General features: G+C 64.5%; 20 protein-coding genes. 11 read left to right on the top strand and 9 right to left on the bottom strand.

Translation table 11 applies throughout. From position 1 onward, the window contains the following. Positions 1–144: 144 nt before the first annotated feature. Both IEY38_RS04570 and IEY38_RS04565 read right to left on the bottom strand, forming a co-directional pair. Positions 145–888, bottom strand: coding sequence for an SDR family oxidoreductase (locus tag IEY38_RS04570; RefSeq protein WP_188975700.1), 744 nt, complete (start codon positions 886–888; stop codon positions 145–147). A gap of 77 nt (positions 889–965) precedes the next feature. Further along, a complete protein-coding gene (locus IEY38_RS04565; RefSeq protein ID WP_188975698.1) occupies positions 966–1943 on the bottom strand; it encodes an orotate phosphoribosyltransferase in 978 nt (325 codons plus the stop codon). Between the two features lie 440 nt (positions 1944–2383). Between IEY38_RS04565 and IEY38_RS04560 the strand changes: the two genes are divergently transcribed. The 4 genes from IEY38_RS04560 (at position 2384) to IEY38_RS04545 (ending at position 6094) form a co-directional block, all read left to right on the top strand. Continuing rightward, entirely contained in the window at positions 2384–2773 is a 390-nt protein-coding gene (locus IEY38_RS04560) for a helix-turn-helix domain-containing protein (RefSeq protein ID WP_188975696.1), read from the top strand. A gap of 65 nt (positions 2774–2838) precedes the next feature. Further along, entirely contained in the window at positions 2839–4230 is a 1392-nt protein-coding gene (thrC, locus tag IEY38_RS04555; RefSeq protein ID WP_188975694.1) for a threonine synthase, read from the top strand. A 218-nt stretch (positions 4231–4448) separates the two neighbouring features. Next, the gene (locus tag IEY38_RS04550) at positions 4449–5123 is read left to right on the top strand and encodes a DUF4166 domain-containing protein (protein WP_188975692.1); all 675 of its coding nucleotides are present in this window, start codon (positions 4449–4451) and stop codon (positions 5121–5123) included. Further along, positions 5120–6094 (top strand): YndJ family protein, encoded by a 975-nt coding sequence (locus tag IEY38_RS04545; protein WP_188975690.1) that lies wholly within the window; start codon positions 5120–5122, stop codon positions 6092–6094. The genes IEY38_RS04550 and IEY38_RS04545 overlap by 4 nt, the downstream gene beginning before the upstream one ends. Before the next feature lie 6 nt (positions 6095–6100). Here IEY38_RS04545 and IEY38_RS04540 read toward each other — a convergent pair whose 3' ends face one another. Further along, complete coding sequence (locus tag IEY38_RS04540; RefSeq protein WP_188975688.1) at positions 6101–6499, bottom strand: GNAT family N-acetyltransferase; 399 nt, start codon at positions 6497–6499, stop codon at positions 6101–6103. A gap of 201 nt (positions 6500–6700) precedes the next feature. On the opposite strand from IEY38_RS04540, the gene IEY38_RS04535 reads away from it, so the two are divergent. Continuing rightward, positions 6701–7876 (top strand): aspartate kinase, encoded by a 1176-nt coding sequence (locus tag IEY38_RS04535; protein WP_188975686.1) that lies wholly within the window; start codon positions 6701–6703, stop codon positions 7874–7876. A 14-nt stretch (positions 7877–7890) separates the two neighbouring features. Here IEY38_RS04535 and fer read toward each other — a convergent pair whose 3' ends face one another. The 3 genes from fer to IEY38_RS04520 all read right to left on the bottom strand — a co-directional run bounded on the left by fer (position 7891) and on the right by IEY38_RS04520 (position 10039). Beyond that, positions 7891–8559: a ferredoxin Fer gene (gene fer / locus IEY38_RS04530; protein ID WP_188975684.1), complete on the bottom strand. Its 669-nt coding sequence runs from the start codon at positions 8557–8559 to the stop codon at positions 7891–7893. A 90-nt stretch (positions 8560–8649) separates the two neighbouring features. Next, on the bottom strand, positions 8650–9348 hold the full coding sequence (locus IEY38_RS04525; protein ID WP_188975682.1) for a metallophosphoesterase family protein: 699 nt from the start codon (positions 9346–9348) through the stop codon (positions 8650–8652). An 82-nt stretch (positions 9349–9430) separates the two neighbouring features. Continuing rightward, entirely contained in the window at positions 9431–10039 is a 609-nt protein-coding gene (locus tag IEY38_RS04520; protein WP_188975680.1) for an IMP cyclohydrolase, read from the bottom strand. Between the two features lie 423 nt (positions 10040–10462). Here IEY38_RS04520 and IEY38_RS04515 point away from each other — a divergent pair, with 423 nt between their 5' ends. Further along, a complete protein-coding gene (locus IEY38_RS04515) occupies positions 10463–10894 on the top strand; it encodes a universal stress protein (RefSeq protein ID WP_188975678.1) in 432 nt (143 codons plus the stop codon). Between the two features lie 26 nt (positions 10895–10920). On the opposite strand, the gene IEY38_RS04510 is transcribed toward IEY38_RS04515, so the two are convergent. Further along, entirely contained in the window at positions 10921–12114 is a 1194-nt protein-coding gene (locus tag IEY38_RS04510; protein ID WP_188975677.1) for an inorganic phosphate transporter, read from the bottom strand. 157 nt (positions 12115–12271) lie between these two features. Between IEY38_RS04510 and IEY38_RS04505 the strand changes: the two genes are divergently transcribed. The 4 genes from IEY38_RS04505 to IEY38_RS04490 all read left to right on the top strand — a co-directional run bounded on the left by IEY38_RS04505 (position 12272) and on the right by IEY38_RS04490 (position 17497). After that, the gene (locus tag IEY38_RS04505) at positions 12272–13435 is read left to right on the top strand and encodes a BMP family lipoprotein (RefSeq protein ID WP_188975674.1); all 1164 of its coding nucleotides are present in this window, start codon (positions 12272–12274) and stop codon (positions 13433–13435) included. A gap of 171 nt (positions 13436–13606) precedes the next feature. Further along, complete coding sequence (locus tag IEY38_RS04500; RefSeq protein WP_188975672.1) at positions 13607–15163, top strand: ABC transporter ATP-binding protein; 1557 nt, start codon at positions 13607–13609, stop codon at positions 15161–15163. Next, positions 15160–16440, top strand: a complete 1281-nt coding sequence (locus IEY38_RS04495) for an ABC transporter permease (RefSeq protein ID WP_188975670.1) — start codon at positions 15160–15162, stop codon at positions 16438–16440. The genes IEY38_RS04500 and IEY38_RS04495 overlap by 4 nt, the downstream gene beginning before the upstream one ends. Positions 16441–16450: 10 nt before the next feature. Next, the gene (locus IEY38_RS04490) at positions 16451–17497 is read left to right on the top strand and encodes an ABC transporter permease (RefSeq protein WP_188976139.1); all 1047 of its coding nucleotides are present in this window, start codon (positions 16451–16453) and stop codon (positions 17495–17497) included. Positions 17498–17530: 33 nt separating this feature from the next. Here the strand turns inward: IEY38_RS04490 and IEY38_RS21225 are convergent, their stop codons facing one another. Continuing rightward, on the bottom strand, positions 17531–17938 hold the full coding sequence (locus IEY38_RS21225) for an immunoglobulin-like domain-containing protein (protein WP_229775221.1): 408 nt from the start codon (positions 17936–17938) through the stop codon (positions 17531–17533). 362 nt (positions 17939–18300) lie between these two features. Between IEY38_RS21225 and leuS the strand changes: the two genes are divergently transcribed. Continuing rightward, positions 18301–20979: a leucine--tRNA ligase gene (leuS, locus tag IEY38_RS04480; protein WP_188975666.1), complete on the top strand. Its 2679-nt coding sequence runs from the start codon at positions 18301–18303 to the stop codon at positions 20977–20979. On the opposite strand, the gene IEY38_RS04475 is transcribed toward leuS, so the two are convergent. Beyond that, positions 20980–21429: a GIY-YIG nuclease family protein gene (locus tag IEY38_RS04475; RefSeq protein ID WP_188975664.1), complete on the bottom strand. Its 450-nt coding sequence runs from the start codon at positions 21427–21429 to the stop codon at positions 20980–20982. Positions 21430–21434 lie beyond the last annotated feature (5 nt).

The following is a 21434-nucleotide window of genomic DNA, read 5'->3' as shown; positions in this document are numbered from 1 at the left end:
GGCCACTGTACCGCGCGCCGACGGCGCGCGGTTTCCCCGGACGCGAACGAAGTGAGCGTCCGGCCTTTTTCGCCCACGTTTTTCAAGGAGGGGTTCGAGCGCGCTCGGAGAGCGCGACTCGAACCCGACGCCGAAAAAGGTGGTTTAGAAGTGGCTAAATTTGTCCCGGCGGAACACGTCGATGCTGTTGATGGTGGTCGGTGGCTCCTGTTGCATAGCGAAGGCGATAGCGTCGGCTACTTCTTCGGGCTCGGTCACCTCGCCCAGCTCGAACCGCTCGTTGAACGCCGTTCCGTCCTCGGAGTTGAACTCCGACCGGACCTCTGAAGGATTGACAACCGTGATGCCGATGTCGTCGTCACCGACCTGGCCGGCGAGGCTGTGGGCGAAGCCACGGAGCCACCACTTCGTGGCAGCGTAGACGGGGTTGAACGGCCGTGGATACTGCCCGGCGAAGCTACCGACGAACACGAGCGAGCCGGCCCCCTCTCGGAGATGCGGCAGTGACTCGCGGGCGGTGTAGAACGCGCCGTTGACGTTGACATTCATCATCGCCCGGTACTGCTCGTCGGACAGCGTCTCAACGTCCGAGCCGCGGCCGACGCCGGCGTTGACGACGACGCCGTCGAGCGAGCCGAGTGTGTCGACGGTGGACTCGACGGCGGCCGTGACCTGTGCCGGGTCGCTGACATCGGCCGGCACGACGTGGGTGTCAACGGCGTGCTCGGCGGCGATTTCGTCGGCCAGTTCGGTGAGGCGATCTTCCCGGCGGGCGACCAGTGCCACATCGGCCCCGTCACGTGCCAGCTTTCTGACGGTCGCCGCGCCGATACCCGAACTCGCTCCGGTGACAAGCACGGCTGTCTCTGAGAGTGGTCCCGAATCCATGGTCGGACCTACGGGCATCTCGTGGTTAGCGTTTGGGCCGAGCGTGTAACGCCGTGGTGGTGGGCGACCACCGCGAGTCAGAGGAAGACCGACGAGGCCCGCTTGACGAAGTCGACGGGGTCTGACCTGAGCTGATCGACGTACCTGAGTGGGTCGGATTTGACGGCCTCGATGGACATCCGACCGTTTCTGGCGACGCGGTTCAGATACCCTTGCTGGAGCATCCGGTTTTGCTCCTTGCTGTAGACGGGTTTGCTCGTCTGCATGGCGATCGTCCGCGCTTGGGAGTGGGAGCTTTCGATGAACAGCTTGGCGTCCGAGGACTGGTACACCTCGGCCTTGTACTGGCCGTGGTTACCCGCAGCGACTCGCGTGGCCTTGTCTGGGTACTGCATCATCACCAGTTCGTCGTACTCGATCCCGTGTTCGTCAAGCCAGGCGACAGTCTCGCTACGGTACTTCTCCAGCCGACAAGTAACGATCTTCCCGATCTCCACCGAGGGAACACAGATCGGATCGACAGTCGAAATAAACTCCCGGTATTTCGGCCCGTCGTCGTTCTCTTCCGGCGTCGGGTCGCGACAGAGGATACCGTCTAGGTCAACACAGGAATCCACGAGGAAGTCGTGATGCATCATGTTCCATTCGAACACTCTCGGGAACGCCAGGGTCTGGGCGTACGTATCGACGAACCGCTCGGAACCCTCGTCAACGTACACAGCGCCGTAGTACACGTCCGCGGACAGATCCAGGCTGTCGATCGTCGACTGCGCGGTGGTCATTTCGCTGCCGGTGTAGACGGTGTCGTCGACGACGAGTATCGTCGAGGACTCCGAGAGGTCGAACTCACCGTCGTACCGTTCACCCGTCTGTAGGAGTCTGCCCTCCCGCAATCCGTCGATATCCGTCATCGGGAGGTTGAGATGCAGCGAAAGTAAGTTTGACACTAGCATTCCGCTTCTGGGTATTCCGACGATCAGATCCAAGTCGTCTGGTAGATCGACGATCCACTCCTGCGTATCAGCACTGAGGTGGTCGAAACTCCTGTAGTTCATTGGTTTCTGGGATCGGGAAGTAGTAGTATCCTCATCGTAGCTCGGACACCACGAGGAGAAACACGCTTACTTCTTTTTAAATGACACTAGTCAGCGAGTATTAATGCTTTTGATCTGTAACTCGTTGAGATATTATTTTAGAAGAGAACGTCTGTTCGGTGAGTTTCATTCCGTTCCGGGGCTATTTCCACCCGAAACAGTGCCCTTTTCGATGGGGTTGGCAATATCTCTCACAATACCCGCCATCGTCGGGGCTTGAGAGCTGGCGCTTCCGGCTGAAAAAGTGGACTTTTTGATACATCCAGGAGCGGTTTTCATAATCAGCCTTTCGGGCCACCGTCGGCGGTTCGGAATCGGATGGACGCGGACAGTGACGACTCCGTCGCGGTGAGGTTGAGGTAACGACCCAGTTTATCCGGGTCGGAATAATACAGAGGGGTATGTCTGTCAACCCGTCTCCGGACCAGTTTCACGACCTGATGGTGGACGACGAACCGACCCTCTCGGACGTGATGGCCTGTGTTTTCGGCGTTCAAGAACACGAGGTACGGACGTATCAGACATTGCTTGAGACTCCTGCAAGCACTGTCGAGGAACTCGCTGACGAACTCGGTCGGGATCGCTCGAACATCAACCGATCGCTGTCGACGCTCCGCGAGAAAGGGCTCGCGACGCGCAAACGGCGACTCCTCGACGGTGGCGGCCACGTCTACCAGTACACTGCGACACCGCTGTCGGAGGCCCGGGAACTGATGCACGAAACCCTCGACGAGTGGACTGCGGTGGTCCATCACCGTATCGACGAGTTCGACGCCAGCCACGGTGAGTGATAGCCGCCGCACTGTGTGCGCCGCCGGTATAGACGGCAACCGTCCGACTTTTGCCCACTGGGGGCATGGTCCCGACAATGGCTGACCTGCAACTCACCGATGACGTGCCGCCGGTTGCCGACGACGGCGTCTGGCTGGCCTGCATCGAGTGTGGTGAGACGTTCGCTCCCTTCGACGAGATTCGCTACACCTGCGACCATTGCGACGGCCTGCTTGAGGTCCGCTACGACGACCTGCCGACCTTCGACGAGTTCGAGGGGTCGGGTGTCTGGCGATACAACGCTGCCCTGCCCTTCGAGAAGGGCGTCACGCTCCCCGAGGGCGACACGCCGCTGCACGAGGTTCCGCGCCTGAAGGAGGACATCGGCGTCGACGCGCTCCGCGTGAAACACGAGGGGATGAACCCTACCGGCTCGTTCAAGGACCGCGGCATGACCGTCGGTGTCCGGGTCGCCCAAGAGGTCGGCGTCGACCGACTGGCCTGTGCCTCGACGGGCAACACGTCTGCGGCACTGGCGGCTTACGGCGCTCGCGGCGGGATGGAGACGCTTGTCCTCCTGCCGGCCGGGAAGGTCGCGGCTGGCAAAATTGCTCAGGCGAGCCTCCACCGCGCGCGCATCCTCGAAGTCGACGGCAACTTCGACGAGTGTCTCGATATCGTGCAGGACCTCGCCGCCCGCGGCGAGGCCTACCTCCTCAATTCGCTGAACCCCTTCCGTCTAGAGGGCCAGAAGACCATCGGGCTGGAGATCATGGAGGAGTTCTACGCCGACAACGGCGAGTACCCGGACCGGATCGTCCTGCCGGTCGGCAACGCCGGCAACACTGCGGCGCTGTACAAGTGCTTCCGCGAACTCGTCAAGGCCGGCGCAATCACCGAGGAGCAGGTGCCCAAACTCACCGGTGTGCAGGCAGAGGGCGCCGCTCCGATGGTCGAAGCCATCGAGAACGGCTACGAGGACACCCGCCGCTGGGAGGACGTCGAGACCCGCGCGACCGCCATCCGAATCGGCAATCCGGTCAACGCGCCGAAGGCGTTGCCGGGCATCCGGGAGACCGGCGGCACCGCCGTCGCTGTCTCCGACGAGGAAATCACCGAAGCGCAGCGCGACATCGCCGGGGAAGGCGTCGGCGTCGAACCGGCCTCCGCCGCCTCCGTCGCCGGCCTCCGGAAGCTCCGCCGCGAAGGCGAGGTCGATAGCGACGAGTCGGTCGTCTGCCTGACGACGGGCCACTTGCTCAAAGATCCCGAAGCAGCCGCCGAGGCCGGGAACGAACCGGAGCCAGTCGCAAACAGCACCGAGGCCGTGCTGGACCTCATCGAAGAACCGTCGTCAGTCACTGGGACGATTCGGCGACAGGCGTCGAAGGCCGCCGACGCGCCGCTGGTCCCGGCGCTGGTCGCCAGCGGCCTCGGTGTCGCGTATCTCTACCGCAAATTCCGCTCGAAGGAGTAACGGTAGCGAACGGGCCGCCAACGGCGAGGCCCTGCCCGACTTTCTGGTCGAAAACTGACTGCGCTGGCTCTTTACTCAGTATTTTCTGTCTTCTATCCAGTAGAAATATCCAGCTTCCCCGGGAACAGGCAACCAATGGACGCACAGACGCGAAGTGCGGTACGACTGAGCGCTGCCATCGAACCGTCGATTGCGTTGCGGATGCCACGGGTGGGGCTGTGACGGGCGTCTACGAGCGGGCGCTGGGCGAGGCCGCGGCCGACCTCCATCCGAAGGTCCGCGACCGGTACAGCCTCGCTCCCGACGATGGAACGGTCTGCGTCGGTCGCGGCGAGATGAATATCACCCGTGGAACGCCGGTTTTGCCGGCGCTGTACGCGATGACGACCCAGAACATGCTGTTTCCCGAAGCCGGCGAGGACGTGCCGTTCTCGGTGACGACGGTGGCCTACACGACGGACGGGGGTCACGAGGCGATGACGACTCGCCGCGCCTTCGACTTCGGCGACACCACTCGCCTGTTCGACTCGCTGACCGTCTGGGACGCCGAGGCCGAGCGACTGCTGGACTTTCTCGGAACACACGGCCGGGTCGCCAGCGAACTCCACCCGCGGGTCGAGGACGGCGCGCTCGTGGTCGCTGGCGGCCGGCAGTGGGCTCGTCTGGGAGACCGCTACGTTCCCCTGCCGGGGCCGCTGGCCGCCGATGTCGAGGTACGTGACCGCTACGACGAAACCGACGACCGCTACCACGTCACCGCGACCGTCGAGAACGACCTCGTGGGCCACATGCTCGGCTATCGCGGAACGTTCACGCAGAAACAGACGGCTGGCGATGGGACGCCCGACGACCTCCGAATCGTCCGCGGACTCGACCGGCTCCCGCCGCGATGAGCGACCGCGCCGCCGGGTCCCGGCAGCCAGCACTCGCCACCGTCGCCAAGCCGTCTATCCGGGGCATCGCCGTCGCGGACCTGAGCGCGGTGCTTGGTGCGGTGGTCTGGCTGGCGATGACGGCCACTGGCGAACTGGACGCTATCGAACGGGCGCTCGCCCTCGCGCCGCTCGTGCTGGTCCCGCTCGCCCTCCGAACGGCGGTGACCGGAGCGTTCGAGGCGCTTGCCAGTCGGTTCACGACCGCTGCCATCTGGCTCCAGCCGGTCGGCGCGCTCCTGCTCGCGGTCTCGCTGGTCGTCCCGTCACCAGCACCGCTGGCCGCCGCGCTCGCAACGCCGTGGCTGGCTGTCACTGGCCTCCTCGGACTCGCGGCGTTCGTTCGGACTCGGGCTCGGGGCGGCCTAGTGTTCCCAGAGACCGCTATCGACGCTGGCTTCGCCTACGTCTCGGTTGGCGCGGTCGCACTCCTGCTGGCTCATCTCGACCTGACGCTCTGGTTCGACCGCGTTATTATTCGACTGACAGCGGTCCACTTCCACTACGCCGGGTTCGTCCTCCCAGTCGCAGCAGGACTGACCGGCCGATACCTCGGTGACCACTCGCGGGGATTCCGAACCGTTGTCGGTGTCATCCTCGTCGGGCCGGCACTCATCGCGGCCGGAATCGCCTTCTCGCCGCTGGTGGAGGTCGTCGCAGTGACCCTTTTCACCGCCGCCGTTGCGGCCTTCGGCGTTGTGGTCCTCCGTCGTGTCGTCCCGGTCTGTCCTCGACTACAGGGGCTCGTGCTCGGCATCGCGGCGGTCGCACTGCCGGTTTCAATGGCGCTCGCGCTCGGTTACGGCGTCTCGACGTTCGCCGGCCAATCGCTGGGGCTGACGATTTCGACGATGGTTGCGCTCCACGGCTCGCTCAACGCCTTCGGGTTCGGGCTGTGTGCGACGCTCGGCTGGCGGCTTTCGGTCCCCTGACGGTGGTCAGTGTTCTGCTCGCTCCGGTTCTAACCGGTAGCGTGTCGTCTCCTGTCCGTCGAACCGGGGACCGTTTCCGGTGGAGGTGAACCCGACCGCCTCGACAGCGGCCTTGACTTGCGATTCGTCTTCCGGGAGCAGTAGTTCGACGGTCATGTGTTCCCGGCGTGCGAACTCGATCGGGTCAGTCAGGAGTTCTTTGCAGGCGTCGCTCGACCCGGCCAGTTGCGTCACGTGGACGGTCCCACGCTCGGCGTCGAAACTCACGAACCCCACAATGGTGTCGTCTTCCTCGGCCACGCGGACGGTACGGTCGTGGACGAGGTTTCGCATCACGTCCGGCGGCCCGTCAGCGAGGGCGGCCAGTCGCTCGGCATCGTCTTCGATAGCGTCGCGGATATCCATACATGTGCGTGGGAACCCCACGCAAATAAACGGTGTGTCGGACGCTCCGGACTGCGTCCACCTTCGCGGCAACAGGGCTTCGCACGACGGAATCTCCCGGTCGCTGCCGACAGTGAGACGCGGTCACAGATGAACACAGTTATCCCGAGCGACGGATAACGCGAGGGCAATGGTTCACGTACACACGGGCACGGTGGTAGCATGCGCGTAGTCGCCAAATTCGGCGGGACGAGCCTCGGTAGCGGCGACCGCATCAACCGGGCTGCGGACTCGATTGCCGCTGCTGTCCAGCAGGGCCACGAGGTCGCGGTCGTCGCCTCGGCGATGGGCAACACGACCGACGAACTGCTCGACGAGATCAACTACGACGCCGACTCCGCGGACCGCGCCGAAATCGTCTCGATGGGCGAACGGACCTCCGTTCGGATGCTCAAGGGCGCACTCGCCGCCCGCGGTATCGAGGCCGTCTTCCTCGAACCCGGCAGCGAGGACTGGCCGATCATCACCGACGAGTACGGCGAGGTCGACGTCGAGGAGACACAGAAGCGCGCCCACGCGCTGGCCGGCCAGCTCAAGGACGTCGTCCCGGTCATCACAGGCTTCCTCGCGGAGGACTACCAGGGCAACGTGACGACGCTCGGTCGTGGTGGCTCCGACACGAGCGCCGTGATGATGGGCGACTACATGGACGCCGACGAAGTCGTCATCGTCACCGACGTCGAGGGCGTCATGACCGGCGACCCCCGCGTCGTCGAAGGTGCTCGGAACGTCGGCAAAATCTCCGTCGACGAACTCCGTTCGCTGTCGTTCCGCGGGGCCGAGGTGGTCGCGCCGTCAGCGCTGTCGTACAAGAGCGACGACCTCGGCGTTCGGGTCGTCCACTACCAGCACGGCGACTTGCTCTCCGGTGGCACCTCTATCGAGGGTGAGTTCCAGAACCTCATCGATCTGCAGGAACAGCCGATCGCCTGTGTGACCGTCGCCGGCCGGGCCATCCGGAACAGCCCGGGCATCCTCGCGGACCTGTCGGGCGCTATCGCGGACGAGGACATCAACATCGAGGCCAACTCCTCGGGGATGGACTCGCTGACGTTCTACGTCGACGAAGACGACGCCGAGGAAGCCGAGGCGCTGCTGCACGCCCGCATCGTCGACGACGAGACGCTCTCGTCGGTCACCGTCGAGGACGAAATCGCCGTCATCCGCGTCACCGGTGGCGACCCGAGCCAGTCGGCGCTCGCGCATCAGGTCGTCGAACCGCTGGCCGACGCCCACATCCACCTCTACGACGTGATTACGTCCGCCACGTCGGTCTCCGTGTTCGTCCCGTGGGAGGACCGCGAACAGGCCCTCTCGCTCGTGCAGGACGTGTTCTGAACGCTGGGTTCTTTTTAGTCGGTCGAGGAGGCCTGCTCGAACCGGCTCGCGGGCAGCAGGAGTTCGCTGACTTCGGGAAGGTGTTTCAGGTTGTAGACGATCTTCGCGTCGTCAGACACCGGTGCGGCGATACACGACAGGCGAATGCCTTTCTCTGTGAGTTCAGGCGGCAGGATGTGGCTCGCCGGCGACGGCATCTCGCCCTCGACGACCGCCACCGCGCAGTTCGTACACGCGCCGCCGCGGCAAGCGAAGGGCCACGCAAAGCCGTTTTTTTCCGCCGCTTCCAGCAGCGTGTCGTTCGGGTCGACGTAGAACCGTCCGAAATCAGTCGATTGCAGGTTCGCGTCCGCGGCTTTCGCGAACAGCTCCTCGTCTTCGAGCGCCCAGCCGTGGTCCTCCAGCACCTCGAAGTTGAGAAACTCCACCAGCGGATCGTCCGGTTCTGGCGGGGCTTCCTCGGTCTCGGACCTGGATTCGGCCGTCGGTGACTCGTCCGGCAGCGGGTCCCCGGGCTCGTAGCCGTTCTGCAGTCGCTCGTAGGCGTCTTTGACCGTCTGGAACTCGGCCGTCGAGCCGCCCTGATCCGGGTGGGCTTCCTTCACCCGCTTGCGGTACGCGTCGACGATCTCCCCGTCGTCCGCGTCCGGCGGAATTCCGAGGACCTCGAATGGGGACTCCACACGACACAGTAGCGGTCACGGACATAAATTCCCTCCTCCCGCTGCAGTTTCTGCAGGCTGCCGGCGACAGGCGACGCGCAGTTCCTATGGCTACCGGCCCTGCGTCAGCCGGAAGCCGATCTGCCGCGGCAAGTCGGCGTCCTCTACCGCGTCGATGACCGCGCTCGTGTCGTAGGCCACGCGGTGTTCCTCGACAGTCAAATCATCGAGGTCGAGCACCGCGTACGCAGCCCGGTGGTCCCTGTCGCGGGGCTGGCCCACGCTGCCGGGGTTCATGACGACGCCGTCCCCGTATACCTCGTGGTGTTGATGGTGCGTGTGGCCCATCACGAGCACGTCCTCGTCGTCCAGCAGATCCGGCCCGAACTCCTCGGGGTAGGTGTAGTGGTCCGGATCGTCTGGGTGGCCGTGGACGAGTTTCACCCGACCGTCACAGACGCGGCGCTCGTCGGGCAGCGCCGCCAACCACTCGATCTGCTCGTCGGACAACTGTTCCGTGGCGTGTTCGACGCCGGCCTGCGCCATCCCGTTGAACGCGAACGGTGTCTCGGCGGCGACCGCCCGGTCGTGGTTGCCCATCACTGTCGGGACTTCGTCGGTCGGCCAGGGACCGTCCGCGGGGAGCGCGTCGGTGTGCCCGCGCGTCGCGTCGACACAATCGGCGTGCCAGGGGTTGTAGCCGACCACGTCGCCGGCACAGACCAGTCCGTCAACCGACGGCATATCCGCAAGCACTGCCGCGAGCGCCACCCGATTGCCATGAATATCAGAGAGTACACCGAGTTTCATTGCTAGTGTCTACCTCCTGTGGGGTCTTGAGTGTCGGTCCTGGCTCAGTATCTGTGTCCGTGGTGCGTTTGCTGCCATCCGCTCACTCCCCGTTGTGCACTGCCACGTCGAACTCGCCCGCCGACCCCGCGACGCCGGCCGAACAGACAGCGTGCTCGTACTCGTGGTCGTACACCTCGCGGGCTACCTCGCTGGCGTCAGTCGCGGCCAGGTCGAACGCCGTCGGGCTGTTCTCCTCGTAGGTCGCCACAAGCGTCGGCTCGGTGACCTCCTCGACGAGCAGCGCGTCCCGACGGACGGTCCCGATGACCGCACCCGGCCCGTCGGCGTTGGTCGTCGGGTCCGCCGCGTCGACACCGACGATACCGGCGACCCGCGGCGTGTCGTAGTCGTCCTTCTCGAAGTCGAGCGAGAGGAGCGGCTCAGCAAGGGCGTCCCGCGCCGGATAGCCCAGTTCGAGCTTTTCGGCGATGGGGTCAACGTGGGAGCCGTTGCCGACGACTGCGCCGCGCTCGGTGACGCGGACGCCGTTGTAGGAGATGTATGGGTTGTCCGTCTCCGGCGCGTCCGGCGTCGGCTCGACGGTCACCGTCCCGTCGCGCTGGACTGCCTGGCGGTTGGGGAACGAGCGCGAAGAGACGCGGTACGCACCGACCTCGGGACTGACGACGACGAATCGTCCAACGTACATACGCGAGTGTGCACAGCACCCCGAAAAAGCGCTGTCGATGTCTGGCCGTCTGGCGTAGCCATGACGCTATTGTTCTCCTGGCGGTGTTGTGTGGGCTGCTGACACGCTTCATGTCCGACCGAATCGCGCAACGCTTACAAAGGGGCACCCGATACTATAGAGTACGCACAGTCCATTGGGGTAGAGGCCAATCCTGAAGCCTTCTGGGGGCTTCGACCCTGGTTCGAATCCAGGATGGACTATTTCTGTGGCGAGCAAACTCGCGAGCCACGAAATCGTAGTTACTGATTCGGACCCTGGAAGACGAGCGAAGCGAGTCTTCATCTGGTTCGAATCCAGAATTGCGTATTTTCTGGCGACCACGTGAACAGCGACGCGTCGCTCGCACCCCGGATACTTGTAGCTCGCCCCGAGAGTACGTGTATGGCTCCCACGCACGTCCTCGTCCCGCTGGACGGGTCACCGCTGGCCGACGAGGCGCTGACGTACGCACTGGAGACGTTCGACTGTCGGATTACGGTCTTGAACGTCGTTGCGCCGCTCGATACCGGGATGAGCGAAGGTGGGATGCTCGAACCGGACGCGGATCGCCGGGCGGCGGCCGATGAGCGGGCCAAGACGCTCGTCGACCGGGCGTCACAGCAGGCCAAAGAGGCCGGCCAACAGGTCGAGACGGCCGTCGAGACCGGTGACCCGGCCGAAACGATTCTGGACTACGTCGAGGAGGTCGACGTGGATCAGGTGGTGATGGGTGGCCACGGCGGGACGCGAAACGAGATTGCCCGGCGGTTGCTGGGGACCGTGGCGACGGCGGTCGTCAGCGAAGCGCCGGTGACGGTCACGGTCGTCCGCTAGCGCGTGGCTGGCCGACCACGCTCTTCTCAGACCTGGCTCCCGAGGGCCGCTTCCAACACCTGATACACGCCGAAGCCGATCACGACGCTGGTGACGAGCGTGATGAGCCAGAATCCGACAGTCACACCTATTTTCCGGCGAGAGACGCCGGCAGAACCGCCGGCCAGGCCGCCGCCGATGACGCCGGAGATGATGATGTTGTTGAACGAGATGGGGATGCCCAGCGCGATGGCGGCCTGCGCGATGATGAAGCCGGGGACCAGCGCGGCGATTGAGCGGCGGACGCCGAGTTGCGCGTATTCGCGGGAGGTCGCCTGTAGCAGGCGGGGCGCGCCCATCCACGCGCCGCCGAGGATACCAACTGCGCCGAGCGCCAGCAACACGATCCCGGGGAGACCGAGTTCGGTCCCGTAGAGGTTTTCCAGTGGCCCGGTCGCGAGGCCGACCTGACTGCCGCCACTGGAGAAGGCAACGACGCTGCCGAGCACGACGAGGAAGGTCTTGATGCCCTTGTCGACGGAGGCCTGCGTCTGCCGGCGGATGTAGTAGAAGCTCCCGGCGGCGACCAGCAGCGTGGCGACGACGGCGGCGACCTCCGTCCCGGTGGCCATCGCGGCGAAGCCGGCCAGCGAGCCCTGGTCGGTGCCGGCGGGCGACGGGATGATGCTCAACTGGACGTTGGCAACGATACCACCGACGACGCCGGCGAGTAACGGGACGCCGACCGTTTCGGGGATGTCGTCCCGACGCAACACAGTCGCGGTGAGGTAGGCCAGGCTCCCCGACACAGGTGGGACAAGCAGCCAGAAAACGGCGATGCGGCGGTAGGTGTCGAACACCGGATCACCGCCGAGTGAGAGGCCGACGCCGACCATCGCGCCCGTCGTCGCGAACGCCGCTGGAACGGGATAGCCTGAGTAGATACCAAAGGCCATGAATCCGGTCGCAGTCAACAGCCCGGCGACGGCTGCGAGCGAGGTGATCGCGACGCCATCGATGAGGCCAGCGCCGACCGTTTCCGAGATACTGCCCCCCTGAGTCAGTGCGCCCATTGCGGCGAGAATTCCGATAAGGAAGGCGGCGCGCATCGTCGAGATAGCGTTCGCACCGATAGCCGGGGCGAACGGCGGTGAGTTGCTGTTCGCACCGAGTGTCCAGGCTGTCACCAGCCCAGTAACCGTCGCGAGGGCGACCAGCGCCCAGAAGACGACGGTGGTCACCGCGTGTTGGGTCCCGTCAGGGCCTGCCAGTTGCTGCTGTGTGAACGCGACCAGACTGTCATTGCCAGCCGTTCACACCCAGTACATAAAATGCCCGCGGCGTCGGTATCGAAAGTCGATCGGCCCGCCTTGCCGTGATTTGTCGCCGATGTGGCGAATGTGCGACACCGAAGTCTTTAACGCCTATCGACACCGCTGGTGGGACATGTCACAGCGCAGACGCACGTTCATCAGTAGTGTTGGTACCGCAACTGCAATCGGGTTAGCCGGATGCCTCGGTGGCGATGGCGGCGATGGCAGCGGCGGTGACGGTGGGGACACCGACAGCGATGGTGGCGACGGCGACAGCGGTCCGGCCGCCCGTGTCGGAATGGTGTACGCGACGGGCGGACTCGGTGACGGGTCGTTCAACGACCAGGCCCAGACCGGCGCTATCCGATCAGCGGACGAGCTAAACATCGAATACGACGAGTCTCAGCCGGAAGCAGTACAGGACTTCGGCAGCCTCCAACAGCAGTACGCGCAGTCCTCGAACCCGGACTACGACCTCGTCTGTTGTATCGGCTTCCTGCAGGCGGACGCCCTCACGGAGACCGCCAGCCAATACCCCGAGCAGGACTTCATGATCGTTGACTCCGTCGTCGAGGCGGACAACGTCGGCTCCTACGTGTTCGGTGAGCATCAGGGCTCGTTCCTCATTGGATTGATGGCCGCGAAGCTGACCAGTCAGGACTTCTCGGCTGGCACCGGCTCCACGCAAAGTGACTCCACGAGCGTCGGCTTCGTCGGCGGCGTCGAGGGCGACCTCATCGGCCGCTTCGAAGCCGGCTACAAAGCTGGCGTCAAGCACGCGGAGGAAGACGTTGATGTCCAGACAGCCTACGTTGGCGATTTCAACGACCCCTCCGGCGGCCAGGAGGCGGCCCTCTCGATGTACAACTCCGGTGCGGACATCGTCTACCACGCGGCGGGTAACACCGGGACTGGCGTGTTCCGTGCGGCTCAGGAGGCGGAGCGCTTCGCAGTCGGCGTCGACCGCGACCAGTCGGTCACGAAATCGGACTTCAGCGATGTCATCCTCGCGAGTATGGTCAAACGCGTCGACAACGCGGTGTACACGTCGGTCGAATCGGTCGTCAACGATAACTTCGATGGCGGCGCTGTGAACACGCTCGGCCTCGAACAGAACGGTGTCGAAGCAGTGTACGGCCAGCAGCTCGGCTCGGAGATCCCACAGGGTGTCAAAGACGAGGTGTCCGAGGTCCGCCAGAGCATCATCGACGGCGACATCAGCGTGCCGACTGACCCCGATAACGCCTGAGACCGGCTGTTAGAGCGATTTGCCGTCTGTTCCGCCCCAGCGGTCGGAACTACCGAAAATAATATCAACAATCCGTCTGAGTCACCGCGACCACACACGCAGTTGCCGCATATTTTTGCCAGACATGTGGAACCGTGAAGTTAAAACACCGGGACGGTAACGGCTCAGAGTATGGAACAGGCCGTCCACCTCGATGGTATTACAAAGCGGTTTCCGGGGGTAGTCGCGAATGACGACGTCGATTTGGCGGTCGAGAAGGGGACGGTTCACGCACTGCTCGGCGAGAACGGTGCGGGCAAAACCACCCTGATGAACGTCCTCTACGGGCTCTACCAGCCCACCGAGGGGACGGTCAACGTGCACGGCGAGACACAGCAGTTCGACTCGCCGCGCGACGCCATCGACGAGGGTGTCGGTATGATCCACCAGCACTTCATGCTGGTCGATCCGATGACCGTCACCGAAAACATCACGCTTGGGAACGAGCCCCGCAAGTGGCTTGGACTCACGGTCGACAGCGAACAGTCCCGAAAACAGGTCCGTGAACTGTCCGAGCGGTACGGGTTCGACGTGGACCCCGACGCCCGCATCGAAGACGTCGGTGTCGGCGTCCAGCAGCGCGTCGAAATCCTCAAAGCGCTCTACCGCGGCGCAGACATCCTGATTCTGGACGAACCGACGGCAGTGCTCACGCCACAGGAAGTCGAGGACCTATTTCGCGTCCTCGAAGAGCTGACCGACCAGGGCAAGACGATTATCTTCATCACGCACAAGCTCGGCGAGGCGATGGAAGCTGCCGACGAAATCACGGTCCTGCGCGAGGGTAAAAACGTCGGGACGGTGCCGGCCGACGACATCACTCGGGAAGAACTGGCCGAGATGATGGTCGGCCGGGAGGTGCTGCTGGACCTCGACCGGGACCCCGCCGAGCCAGGCCGATCTATCCTTGACGTCGAGGACCTCGTCGTGGAGGACGACCGGGGCGTCCGCGCGGTCGACGGGATTTCGCTCGAGGTCCGGGCCGGCGAGGTGCTCGGTATCGCTGGCGTCGATGGGAACGGACAGTCGGAACTGGTCGAGGCAATTACCGGGCTCCAGATGCCTGACGAGGGAACGATCACGTACGACGATGTCGACCGGACCACCGACAGCCGCCGGGAACGCATCGAGGCCGGGCTGGCCTACATCCCGGAAGACCGACAGGAGCGGGGACTGGTGATGGACTTCGACCTCGTCGAGAACGGCCTGCTGGGGAGCCAGCACGCGGCCGACTACACCTCGAAGGGGCGTATCGACTGGAACCACACGCGCGACCACGCGGAAGAGATAATCGAAGAGTACGACGTTCGGCCGCCGGATGCCGACGCCCACGCCAAGTCCCTCTCCGGGGGGAACCAGCAGAAGTTCGTCGTCGGCCGGGAGTTCGCCCGGGACCCGCGTCTTGTCGTCGCCTCCCACCCCACCCGCGGCGTGGACGTCGGGTCGATGGAGTTCATCCACGATCAGATCAACGCGCTCCGCGAAGCGGGCCGGGCCGTGTTGCTCATCTCCTCGAACCTCGACGAGGTCCAGTCGCTCTCTGACCGCCTCGCTGTCGTCTACGAGGGCGAGATCGTCGACATCGTCGACCCCGAGCGCGTGACCGAGGAACAGCTCGGACTGCTGATGGCCGGGCAGCAACCTGACGCCGTTCCGACCATTGCGGCGGACGGGGAGGGGAACCGATGAGCGATAGCGGCCCGCCGCGGAACGGCGACGACCCGTCGACACCGGACTCGGACGACCGGTGGTCACAGTACCGACAGCGCCTCATCAGGCTCGGCAAGACCTCAGTCGGCGAGCGGATTCTCATCGCCGTCTCAGCGCTGTTGCTCTCTCTTGTCGTCGGAACGGTCATCGTCACCGCCGCGGGACTGATGGCGACGTGTCGGTCGCCGGCCCTCACGTTCGGCTCCACAACGCTGTGTTACGACCCGTTTTACGTGTTCAACCGGCTGTTCCTTGGCGCGCTGGGCGATCCCTTCGCCGGCGGCTGGTCGCCGCTGAACGCGCAGTTCGCGGCGACGCTACGCGAGACGACGATACTCGTGTTCACCGGCCTCTCAGTTGCTCTGGCGTTCCGTGCAGGTATCTTCAACATCGGGACACAGGGCCAGCTCATCATCGGTGCGCTGGCGGCCGCACTGACAGTGCTATGGGCCGGCTCGCTCGTCTCTGGGACGATCGCACTCGTCCTGTTTATCCCGCTCGGGCTGCTCGCTGGCGCGATCGGCGGCGGCCTCTACGGTGCGATACCCGGTGCGTTGAAAGCCTACGCCGACGCGAACGAGGTAATTACCACTATCATGCTCAACTTCGTCGCTGTCCGGGTAACGCTGTATCTCGTCCGGAACCACTTCGCCGACCCGACGAGTCAGGCGACACAGACCCGGACACTGCCCGTCGAGGGGCAGTTCCCCTCGATACTGTTCGACCCGCGGACGGACTTCTCCCTGCTCGCGCTCCTGATTGCGCTCGTGTTCGTCGGCGGTGTCTACTACCTGCTCGAACACACGGCCTTCGGCTACGACCTGCGGACCGCCGGCATCCAGCCCGCGGCCGCGGAGTACGGCGGTGTCGACTCCGCCCGGACCATCCTGAAGTCGCTGACGCTGTCGGGCGCGCTCGGCGGTATCGGCGGGGCTGTGTTCGTGATGATGACGCTCGGGAAGTTCCAGACCGGTATCCCGAGCTACGGCTTCGACGGGATCACCGTCTCTATCCTCGCCGGCAACAACCCCATCGGGGCCGTCTTCGCCGCGCTCCTCTTTGGCGTCCTCAAGTCCGGCTCGAACGTGGTGGCGTTCGCGACCAACGTGCCGCCACAGCTGGTCGGCGTCCTCCGTGGCCTGATCATTCTGTTCGTCGCGATGCCGGAGTTCTTCCGTATCATCGGCCGGCGGCTCGCAGCACGCGAGCCCGACAGTCCGGCCGCCGCGACCGCGGGAGGTGGTGCTGATGACTAACGACAGCGCTATGGATCGACTCTTATCGGCGTCAGGCCGGCTGTTCATCGCCGCCGCGGCGTTTCTCACACTGGCCGTGCTTGCCGGATTCGGACTTCTCGCACCGGCATCGACCCCCGGACAGATATTCTGGGTGCTGGCCTCGAAATCGACGCTGTCCTCGACGCTGCGGCTCTCGGTCCCGATTGTGCTGGCCGCGCTGGGCGGCATCTTCGCCGAGAAGAGCGGGATCATCAATATCGGGCTCGAAGGGCTGCTCATCATCTCGGCCTTCGCAGCCATCTTCGGAGCCGACGCCACCGGTTCGCTGTGGCTCGGGTTCCTCATCGGCATCGTTGCCTCGACGCTGCTCGCTGCCGTGTTTGCCGTCGTCTGTATCGAGTTCCGCGCCGACCAGATCATCGCCGGTCTGGCCGTCTGGCTCATCGCGCTTGGCCTCGCACCGTTCGCCTCGCAGGTGTTCTACGGCGGGCCAAACACCAGTAACGTCGGCACCTTCGATACGATAACGGTCCCGGCGCTGGCCGACATCCCGTTCTTCGGCGCGCTGTTCGACGCCTCGCCCGCGGTGTACATCATGTTCCTCGCCGTGGCAGCGTCGTGGTACGTGCTGAACCGCACGACCTTCGGCCGCTGGGTCCGGGCCGCCGGCGAGAACCCGAAGGCGCTGGATACCGCCGGCGTCGACGTGTCCCGCGTCCGCTACGCAGCCGTGCTCCTCTCCGGTGTTCTCTCGGGGATGGGTGGGGCCGCGCTGGCGATCAACATCGGCCAGTTCACCGGCAACGGGCCGACGATGGTCAACGGCAAGGGGTTCATCGCCATCGTCGCCTACCTGTTCGGCAACTACAACCCGGTCGGTGCGCTGCTGTCGACCACGCTGTTTGCCGGCCTCGACGCCGTCCAGTTGCGCCTCCAGACGGCCGATGTCATCGCTGTCCCCGATTCGCTGGTCCAGACGATTCCGTTCGTCGCCGTCATTGTCGTCCTCGCGCTGGTGGGGAAGACCCGCCTGCCCGAAGCCGCTGGCGATCACTACGAGTCCGGCGAGGAATGACCGCCCACTGAGAGCGGTATCAGTGGGACCGGCCTACCGCGTGAGGTCGAATGCGACCGCGACCGGCGCATCCACAGTCCAGTACACGAACCGATAGCGCCCGGAGACGAGTTCTGGACAGACAGTAAACTCCTTGTCCCCAGCAACGAGACCCGCTTCAGTCAGACGGAGCGACCATTCATAAATCACCCCTGGTGCTGGCTCACTCCCCATGTCCACGTACTGGATTTCATCTCCCCCAGTTTTCCCACGGACATCTTGCCAGCCGTCGTCAGTGAAGCGCTCAATCTGGTACGTCTGCTTCAGTCCTGTGGAGATCCTGCTATCAGTCGTGTTCGTCAACGTAATCTGGGCCGTATCACCGTACTCAAACGTCGTCTGGTCAATGCGTAACGAGACGGTTCCGGTATCGCCCCATTTGATCCGGTCTGGATCGTACATCGGCGGGTGACGGACAAAGTCGCGCTTATCGCACGTGAACGCTTTTGACGGAGGACTGGGGCTTTCAGTCGGTCGAACTTGACCACTGACAGTTACCTGCTCGCCGGTAGCTTCAGTCGCCCTTTCGTCGCCAGTCTCTGTTTTCGTCTCTGCGCTCTCAGTCGGATTTCTGCCACATCCGGAAAACGCGATGAGGCTGGAGGTACTTAGGAGGAGGTGTCGGCGGCGCATCTATTTTAGCCGTAGTTGTTCTTTCAGATATACTTCAGTGTACTGTCTCGTCTGGGTCAGCGTCCGTCGATTTCCAGTGGCTTCGATAGGCGAACACTGATGAGGGCGGCAGGCACAGAAAAATGTAGCAAATGTCGCGCCGATATGACCACGCTCGGGTTCAGGAGTACTGGCAGCAGGCCTGGGAGCGGGACGGCGTTTTCGAGTGCCCGACTGACGCCGAGGACCCGACGTACGTGCTGGGGATGTTCCCATACACGTCCGGCTCGTTGCATATGGGACACATCCGGAACTACGCCATCACAGACGCGTATGCTCGGTACCGGCGGATGGCGGGCGACGACGTGCTCCACCCGATGGGGTGGGATGCCTTCGGCCTGCCGGCGGAGAACGCGGCCTACGAGCGGGACACGGACCCCGAGTCCTGGACCCGGACGTGTATCGACCAGATGAAAGACGACCTCCGGGAGATGGGCTTTGGGTACGACTGGTCCCGGGAAATCACCACCTGTGACCCCGAATACTATCAGTGGAACCAGTGGCTGTTCACCCAGTTCTACGACGAGGGACTGGTCGACTACGGCGCGGCGACGGTGAACTGGTGTCCGGACTGCGAGACGGTGCTTGCCGACGCGCAGGTCGAAACGCCGCCGGAAGCCGACGACGGCGGGACGACCGCCAACACCGGCCACAGCCACACCCACGGCAGCGGCGTCTGCTGGCGCTGTGGAACGGCTGTCGAGCAGCGCGACCTCGACCAGTGGTTTTTCGCCATCACCGACTACGCCGAGGAGCTGTATCACGGGCTGGACGAGCTGGAGGGGTGGCCCGACGGCGTCCGGGACAGCCAGCGCAACTGGATCGGCCGTCAGGAGGGCGCTCGGGTCTCGTTTACCGTCGGCCACGACGACCACGAGGCCGTCGAGGCGTTCACGACCCGGCTCGATACGGTGTACGGCGCGACGTATCTGGCGCTGTCGCCGGGCCACGACCTCGCGCGAGCGCTGGCCGAGACGGACGACGATATCGCCGAGTACGTGGAATCCGTAGCAAATACAGACGACGCCGGGATGAGCGGCGTCGAGACGGATCTGACTGCGACTCACCCGTACACCGGCGAGGAACTCCCGGTGTACGTCGCCGCGTACGTCCTTGACGATGTTGGCACGGGCGCAGTCATGGGCGTCCCCGCCCACAACGAACAGGACCACGACTTCGCCGACAAGCACGACCTGCCCGTCGAGCAGGCTGTCGAACCGGTCGACGGCAGCGGGACGGACTTGCCACACGCGCCCTACACCGGCGACGGGATGCTCACGAGCAGCGGCGAGTACGACGGTCTCGCCAGCTCCGCCGCCCGCGAGCGCCTGCGTGAGGACGAGGCCGCCGAGTCCACGGTGACCTACCGCCTGCGGGACTGGCTCATCTCGCGACAGCGCTACTGGGGGACGCCCATCCCGATCGTCCACTGTGACGACTGTGGCCACGTCCCGGTTCCGGAAGAAGACCTGCCGGTGGAACTGCCCGACTACGTCCAGACGACCGGAAATCCACTCGATGCGGCTGAGGAGTGGAAGCAGACCCCCTGTCCTGACTGTGGGGCCGATGCGGTGCGAGAGACGGACACGATGGATACCTTCGTCGACTCCTCGTGGTACTTCCTCAGGTATCTCTCTCCGCACTTCGAATCAGCGCCCTTCGACCAGGCGACTGCCGACGAGTGGCTCCCGGTGGACGTGTACGTCGGCGGCGAGGAACACGCCGTCCTCCACCTGCTGTACATCCGCTTTTTTGCCCGGGCGCTCTCGGATATCGGTCTGCTTGACCGCGAAGAACCGGTCGAGCGGCTCATCAATCAGGGCACGGTGCTCCACGGTGGCGAGAAGATGTCCAAGTCGAAGGGCAACGACATCGCGCCCCACGAGTACGGGGCCGAGACGACGCGGCTGTTCGTCCTCTCAGCGGCCCACCCCTCGCAGGACTTCGAGTGGACCGTGAAGGATGTCTCGACGGCCTACGACTTCCAGCAGACACTGTATCGCCTTGTCACGGAGTATACCGACCGAACGGAGACACGGACCGAGAGCACCGACCACGACGCGTACTTGGAGCGGGAAATCGACCGGACAATCGCGGCTGTCACCGAGGAGTACGACCGCTTCCGTTTCCACCGCGTCATCGGCGAGATACAGCGCTTCGCCCGGCTACTGGGGCGCTACGCGGGTTACGACCGCCCGTATCAGTTCGCCTACGGCCGGGGTCTGCGGGTGCTCGCCGGCTTAGTCGCACCTATCGCACCGTTCCTCGCCGAGGAGATGTGGCAACTGCTCGACGAGGATGGCCTCGTCGCCGAGAGCCGGTGGCCGGAGCCGCTCCGGGACGTGGACGACTACCGCATCGAGCGGCAGGTAGTCCGGCGGACGCTCGACGACGTGCGTGAGATCACGGAGGTCGTCGACATCGACGAACCGAACGAGATCGAACTCGTCGTCGCCGCCGACTGGAAGTACCGGGCCTACGAGATCGCCCGCGAATCGGACCCTGACGACGCCATCGTCGGTGAAATCATGGCCGACGAAGAGATCAAACAGCACGGCGACACAGCCGCCGAGTTCGCCGACCGACTGGCCGGCCGTGGGGCAGGGCTCGAACCGATTATTGACGGCGAGCGCGAACTCGACACGCTCCAGCAGGCCGCGTGGCTGTTCGAAGACGAGTTCGGCTGTGACGTCGTCGTCCGGCGGGCCACGCCCGACGACGACCTCGCGGCCAAAGCGCGACCGAACAAGCCCGCGATTCACATCTCCTGACTACTCGGTCGCGGCTACTGTCCCCTCTTGGGCAGCCTCGTGGGCGTCGGTCACCGCGCCGATCAGTTTCTCCTGCTGCTTGTGGTGTATTAGGTGCGAACGACAGTCACAATCAGAACAGCCGAAGGCGTCGATACCCTCGAACCCCGCCGCTGTCGGACCGTCGAGTCGCTTGGCGACGGCGCATTCGATGTCGGCCTCGGTCGTCACGACTTGTTCGACGGTCGTCGCCGCGTCACCGAGCAGGTAGTCGATGTGCCAGTGCCGGGTGTCGTTGTCGCCGGCGGCGACCGCGCGGTGGCGGTCGATGCGGCCGAAGCCGCCGCTACCCAGCGCGCTCCCGGTGTAGGCGTACCAGCCTGCCGGGAACGTGATTTCACCAAGCGCGCCGACTGCAATCGACCCGCTGGTGCCCCGTTCGAGTACCAGCGTGTAGGTGCCGCCAGGCATGCACC

This window comes from Haloarcula sebkhae, assembly GCF_014647415.1.
Classification (GTDB): Archaea; Halobacteriota; Halobacteria; order Halobacteriales; family Haloarculaceae; genus Haloarcula; species Haloarcula sebkhae.
This window is presented reverse-complemented; position numbering and strand designations above follow the sequence as displayed.

What these genes read in the sequence shown, in the direction of transcription:
- IEY38_RS04570 (WP_188975700.1), bottom strand. Translation starts at nt 888, where the DNA reads ATGGATTCGGGACCACTCTCAGAGACAGCCGTGCTTGTCACCGGAGCG.
- IEY38_RS04565 (WP_188975698.1), bottom strand. Translation starts at nt 1,943, where the DNA reads ATGAACTACAGGAGTTTCGACCACCTCAGTGCTGATACGCAGGAGTGG.
- IEY38_RS04560 (WP_188975696.1), top strand. Translation starts at nt 2,384, where the DNA reads ATGTCTGTCAACCCGTCTCCGGACCAGTTTCACGACCTGATGGTGGAC.
- thrC (WP_188975694.1), top strand. Translation starts at nt 2,839, where the DNA reads ATGGTCCCGACAATGGCTGACCTGCAACTCACCGATGACGTGCCGCCG.
- IEY38_RS04545 (WP_188975690.1), top strand. Translation starts at nt 5,120, where the DNA reads ATGAGCGACCGCGCCGCCGGGTCCCGGCAGCCAGCACTCGCCACCGTC.
- IEY38_RS04540 (WP_188975688.1), bottom strand. Translation starts at nt 6,499, where the DNA reads ATGGATATCCGCGACGCTATCGAAGACGATGCCGAGCGACTGGCCGCC.
- IEY38_RS04535 (WP_188975686.1), top strand. Translation starts at nt 6,701, where the DNA reads ATGCGCGTAGTCGCCAAATTCGGCGGGACGAGCCTCGGTAGCGGCGAC.
- IEY38_RS04525 (WP_188975682.1), bottom strand. Translation starts at nt 9,348, where the DNA reads ATGAAACTCGGTGTACTCTCTGATATTCATGGCAATCGGGTGGCGCTC.
- IEY38_RS04520 (WP_188975680.1), bottom strand. Translation starts at nt 10,039, where the DNA reads ATGTACGTTGGACGATTCGTCGTCGTCAGTCCCGAGGTCGGTGCGTAC.
- IEY38_RS04515 (WP_188975678.1), top strand. Translation starts at nt 10,463, where the DNA reads ATGGCTCCCACGCACGTCCTCGTCCCGCTGGACGGGTCACCGCTGGCC.
- IEY38_RS04505 (WP_188975674.1), top strand. Translation starts at nt 12,272, where the DNA reads ATGTGCGACACCGAAGTCTTTAACGCCTATCGACACCGCTGGTGGGAC.
- IEY38_RS04500 (WP_188975672.1), top strand. Translation starts at nt 13,607, where the DNA reads ATGGAACAGGCCGTCCACCTCGATGGTATTACAAAGCGGTTTCCGGGG.
- IEY38_RS04495 (WP_188975670.1), top strand. Translation starts at nt 15,160, where the DNA reads ATGAGCGATAGCGGCCCGCCGCGGAACGGCGACGACCCGTCGACACCG.
- IEY38_RS04490 (WP_188976139.1), top strand. Translation starts at nt 16,451, where the DNA reads ATGGATCGACTCTTATCGGCGTCAGGCCGGCTGTTCATCGCCGCCGCG.
- IEY38_RS21225 (WP_229775221.1), bottom strand. Translation starts at nt 17,938, where the DNA reads ATGTACGATCCAGACCGGATCAAATGGGGCGATACCGGAACCGTCTCG.
- leuS (WP_188975666.1), top strand. Translation starts at nt 18,301, where the DNA reads ATGTCGCGCCGATATGACCACGCTCGGGTTCAGGAGTACTGGCAGCAG.
- IEY38_RS04475 (WP_188975664.1), bottom strand. Translation starts at nt 21,429, where the DNA reads ATGCCTGGCGGCACCTACACGCTGGTACTCGAACGGGGCACCAGCGGG.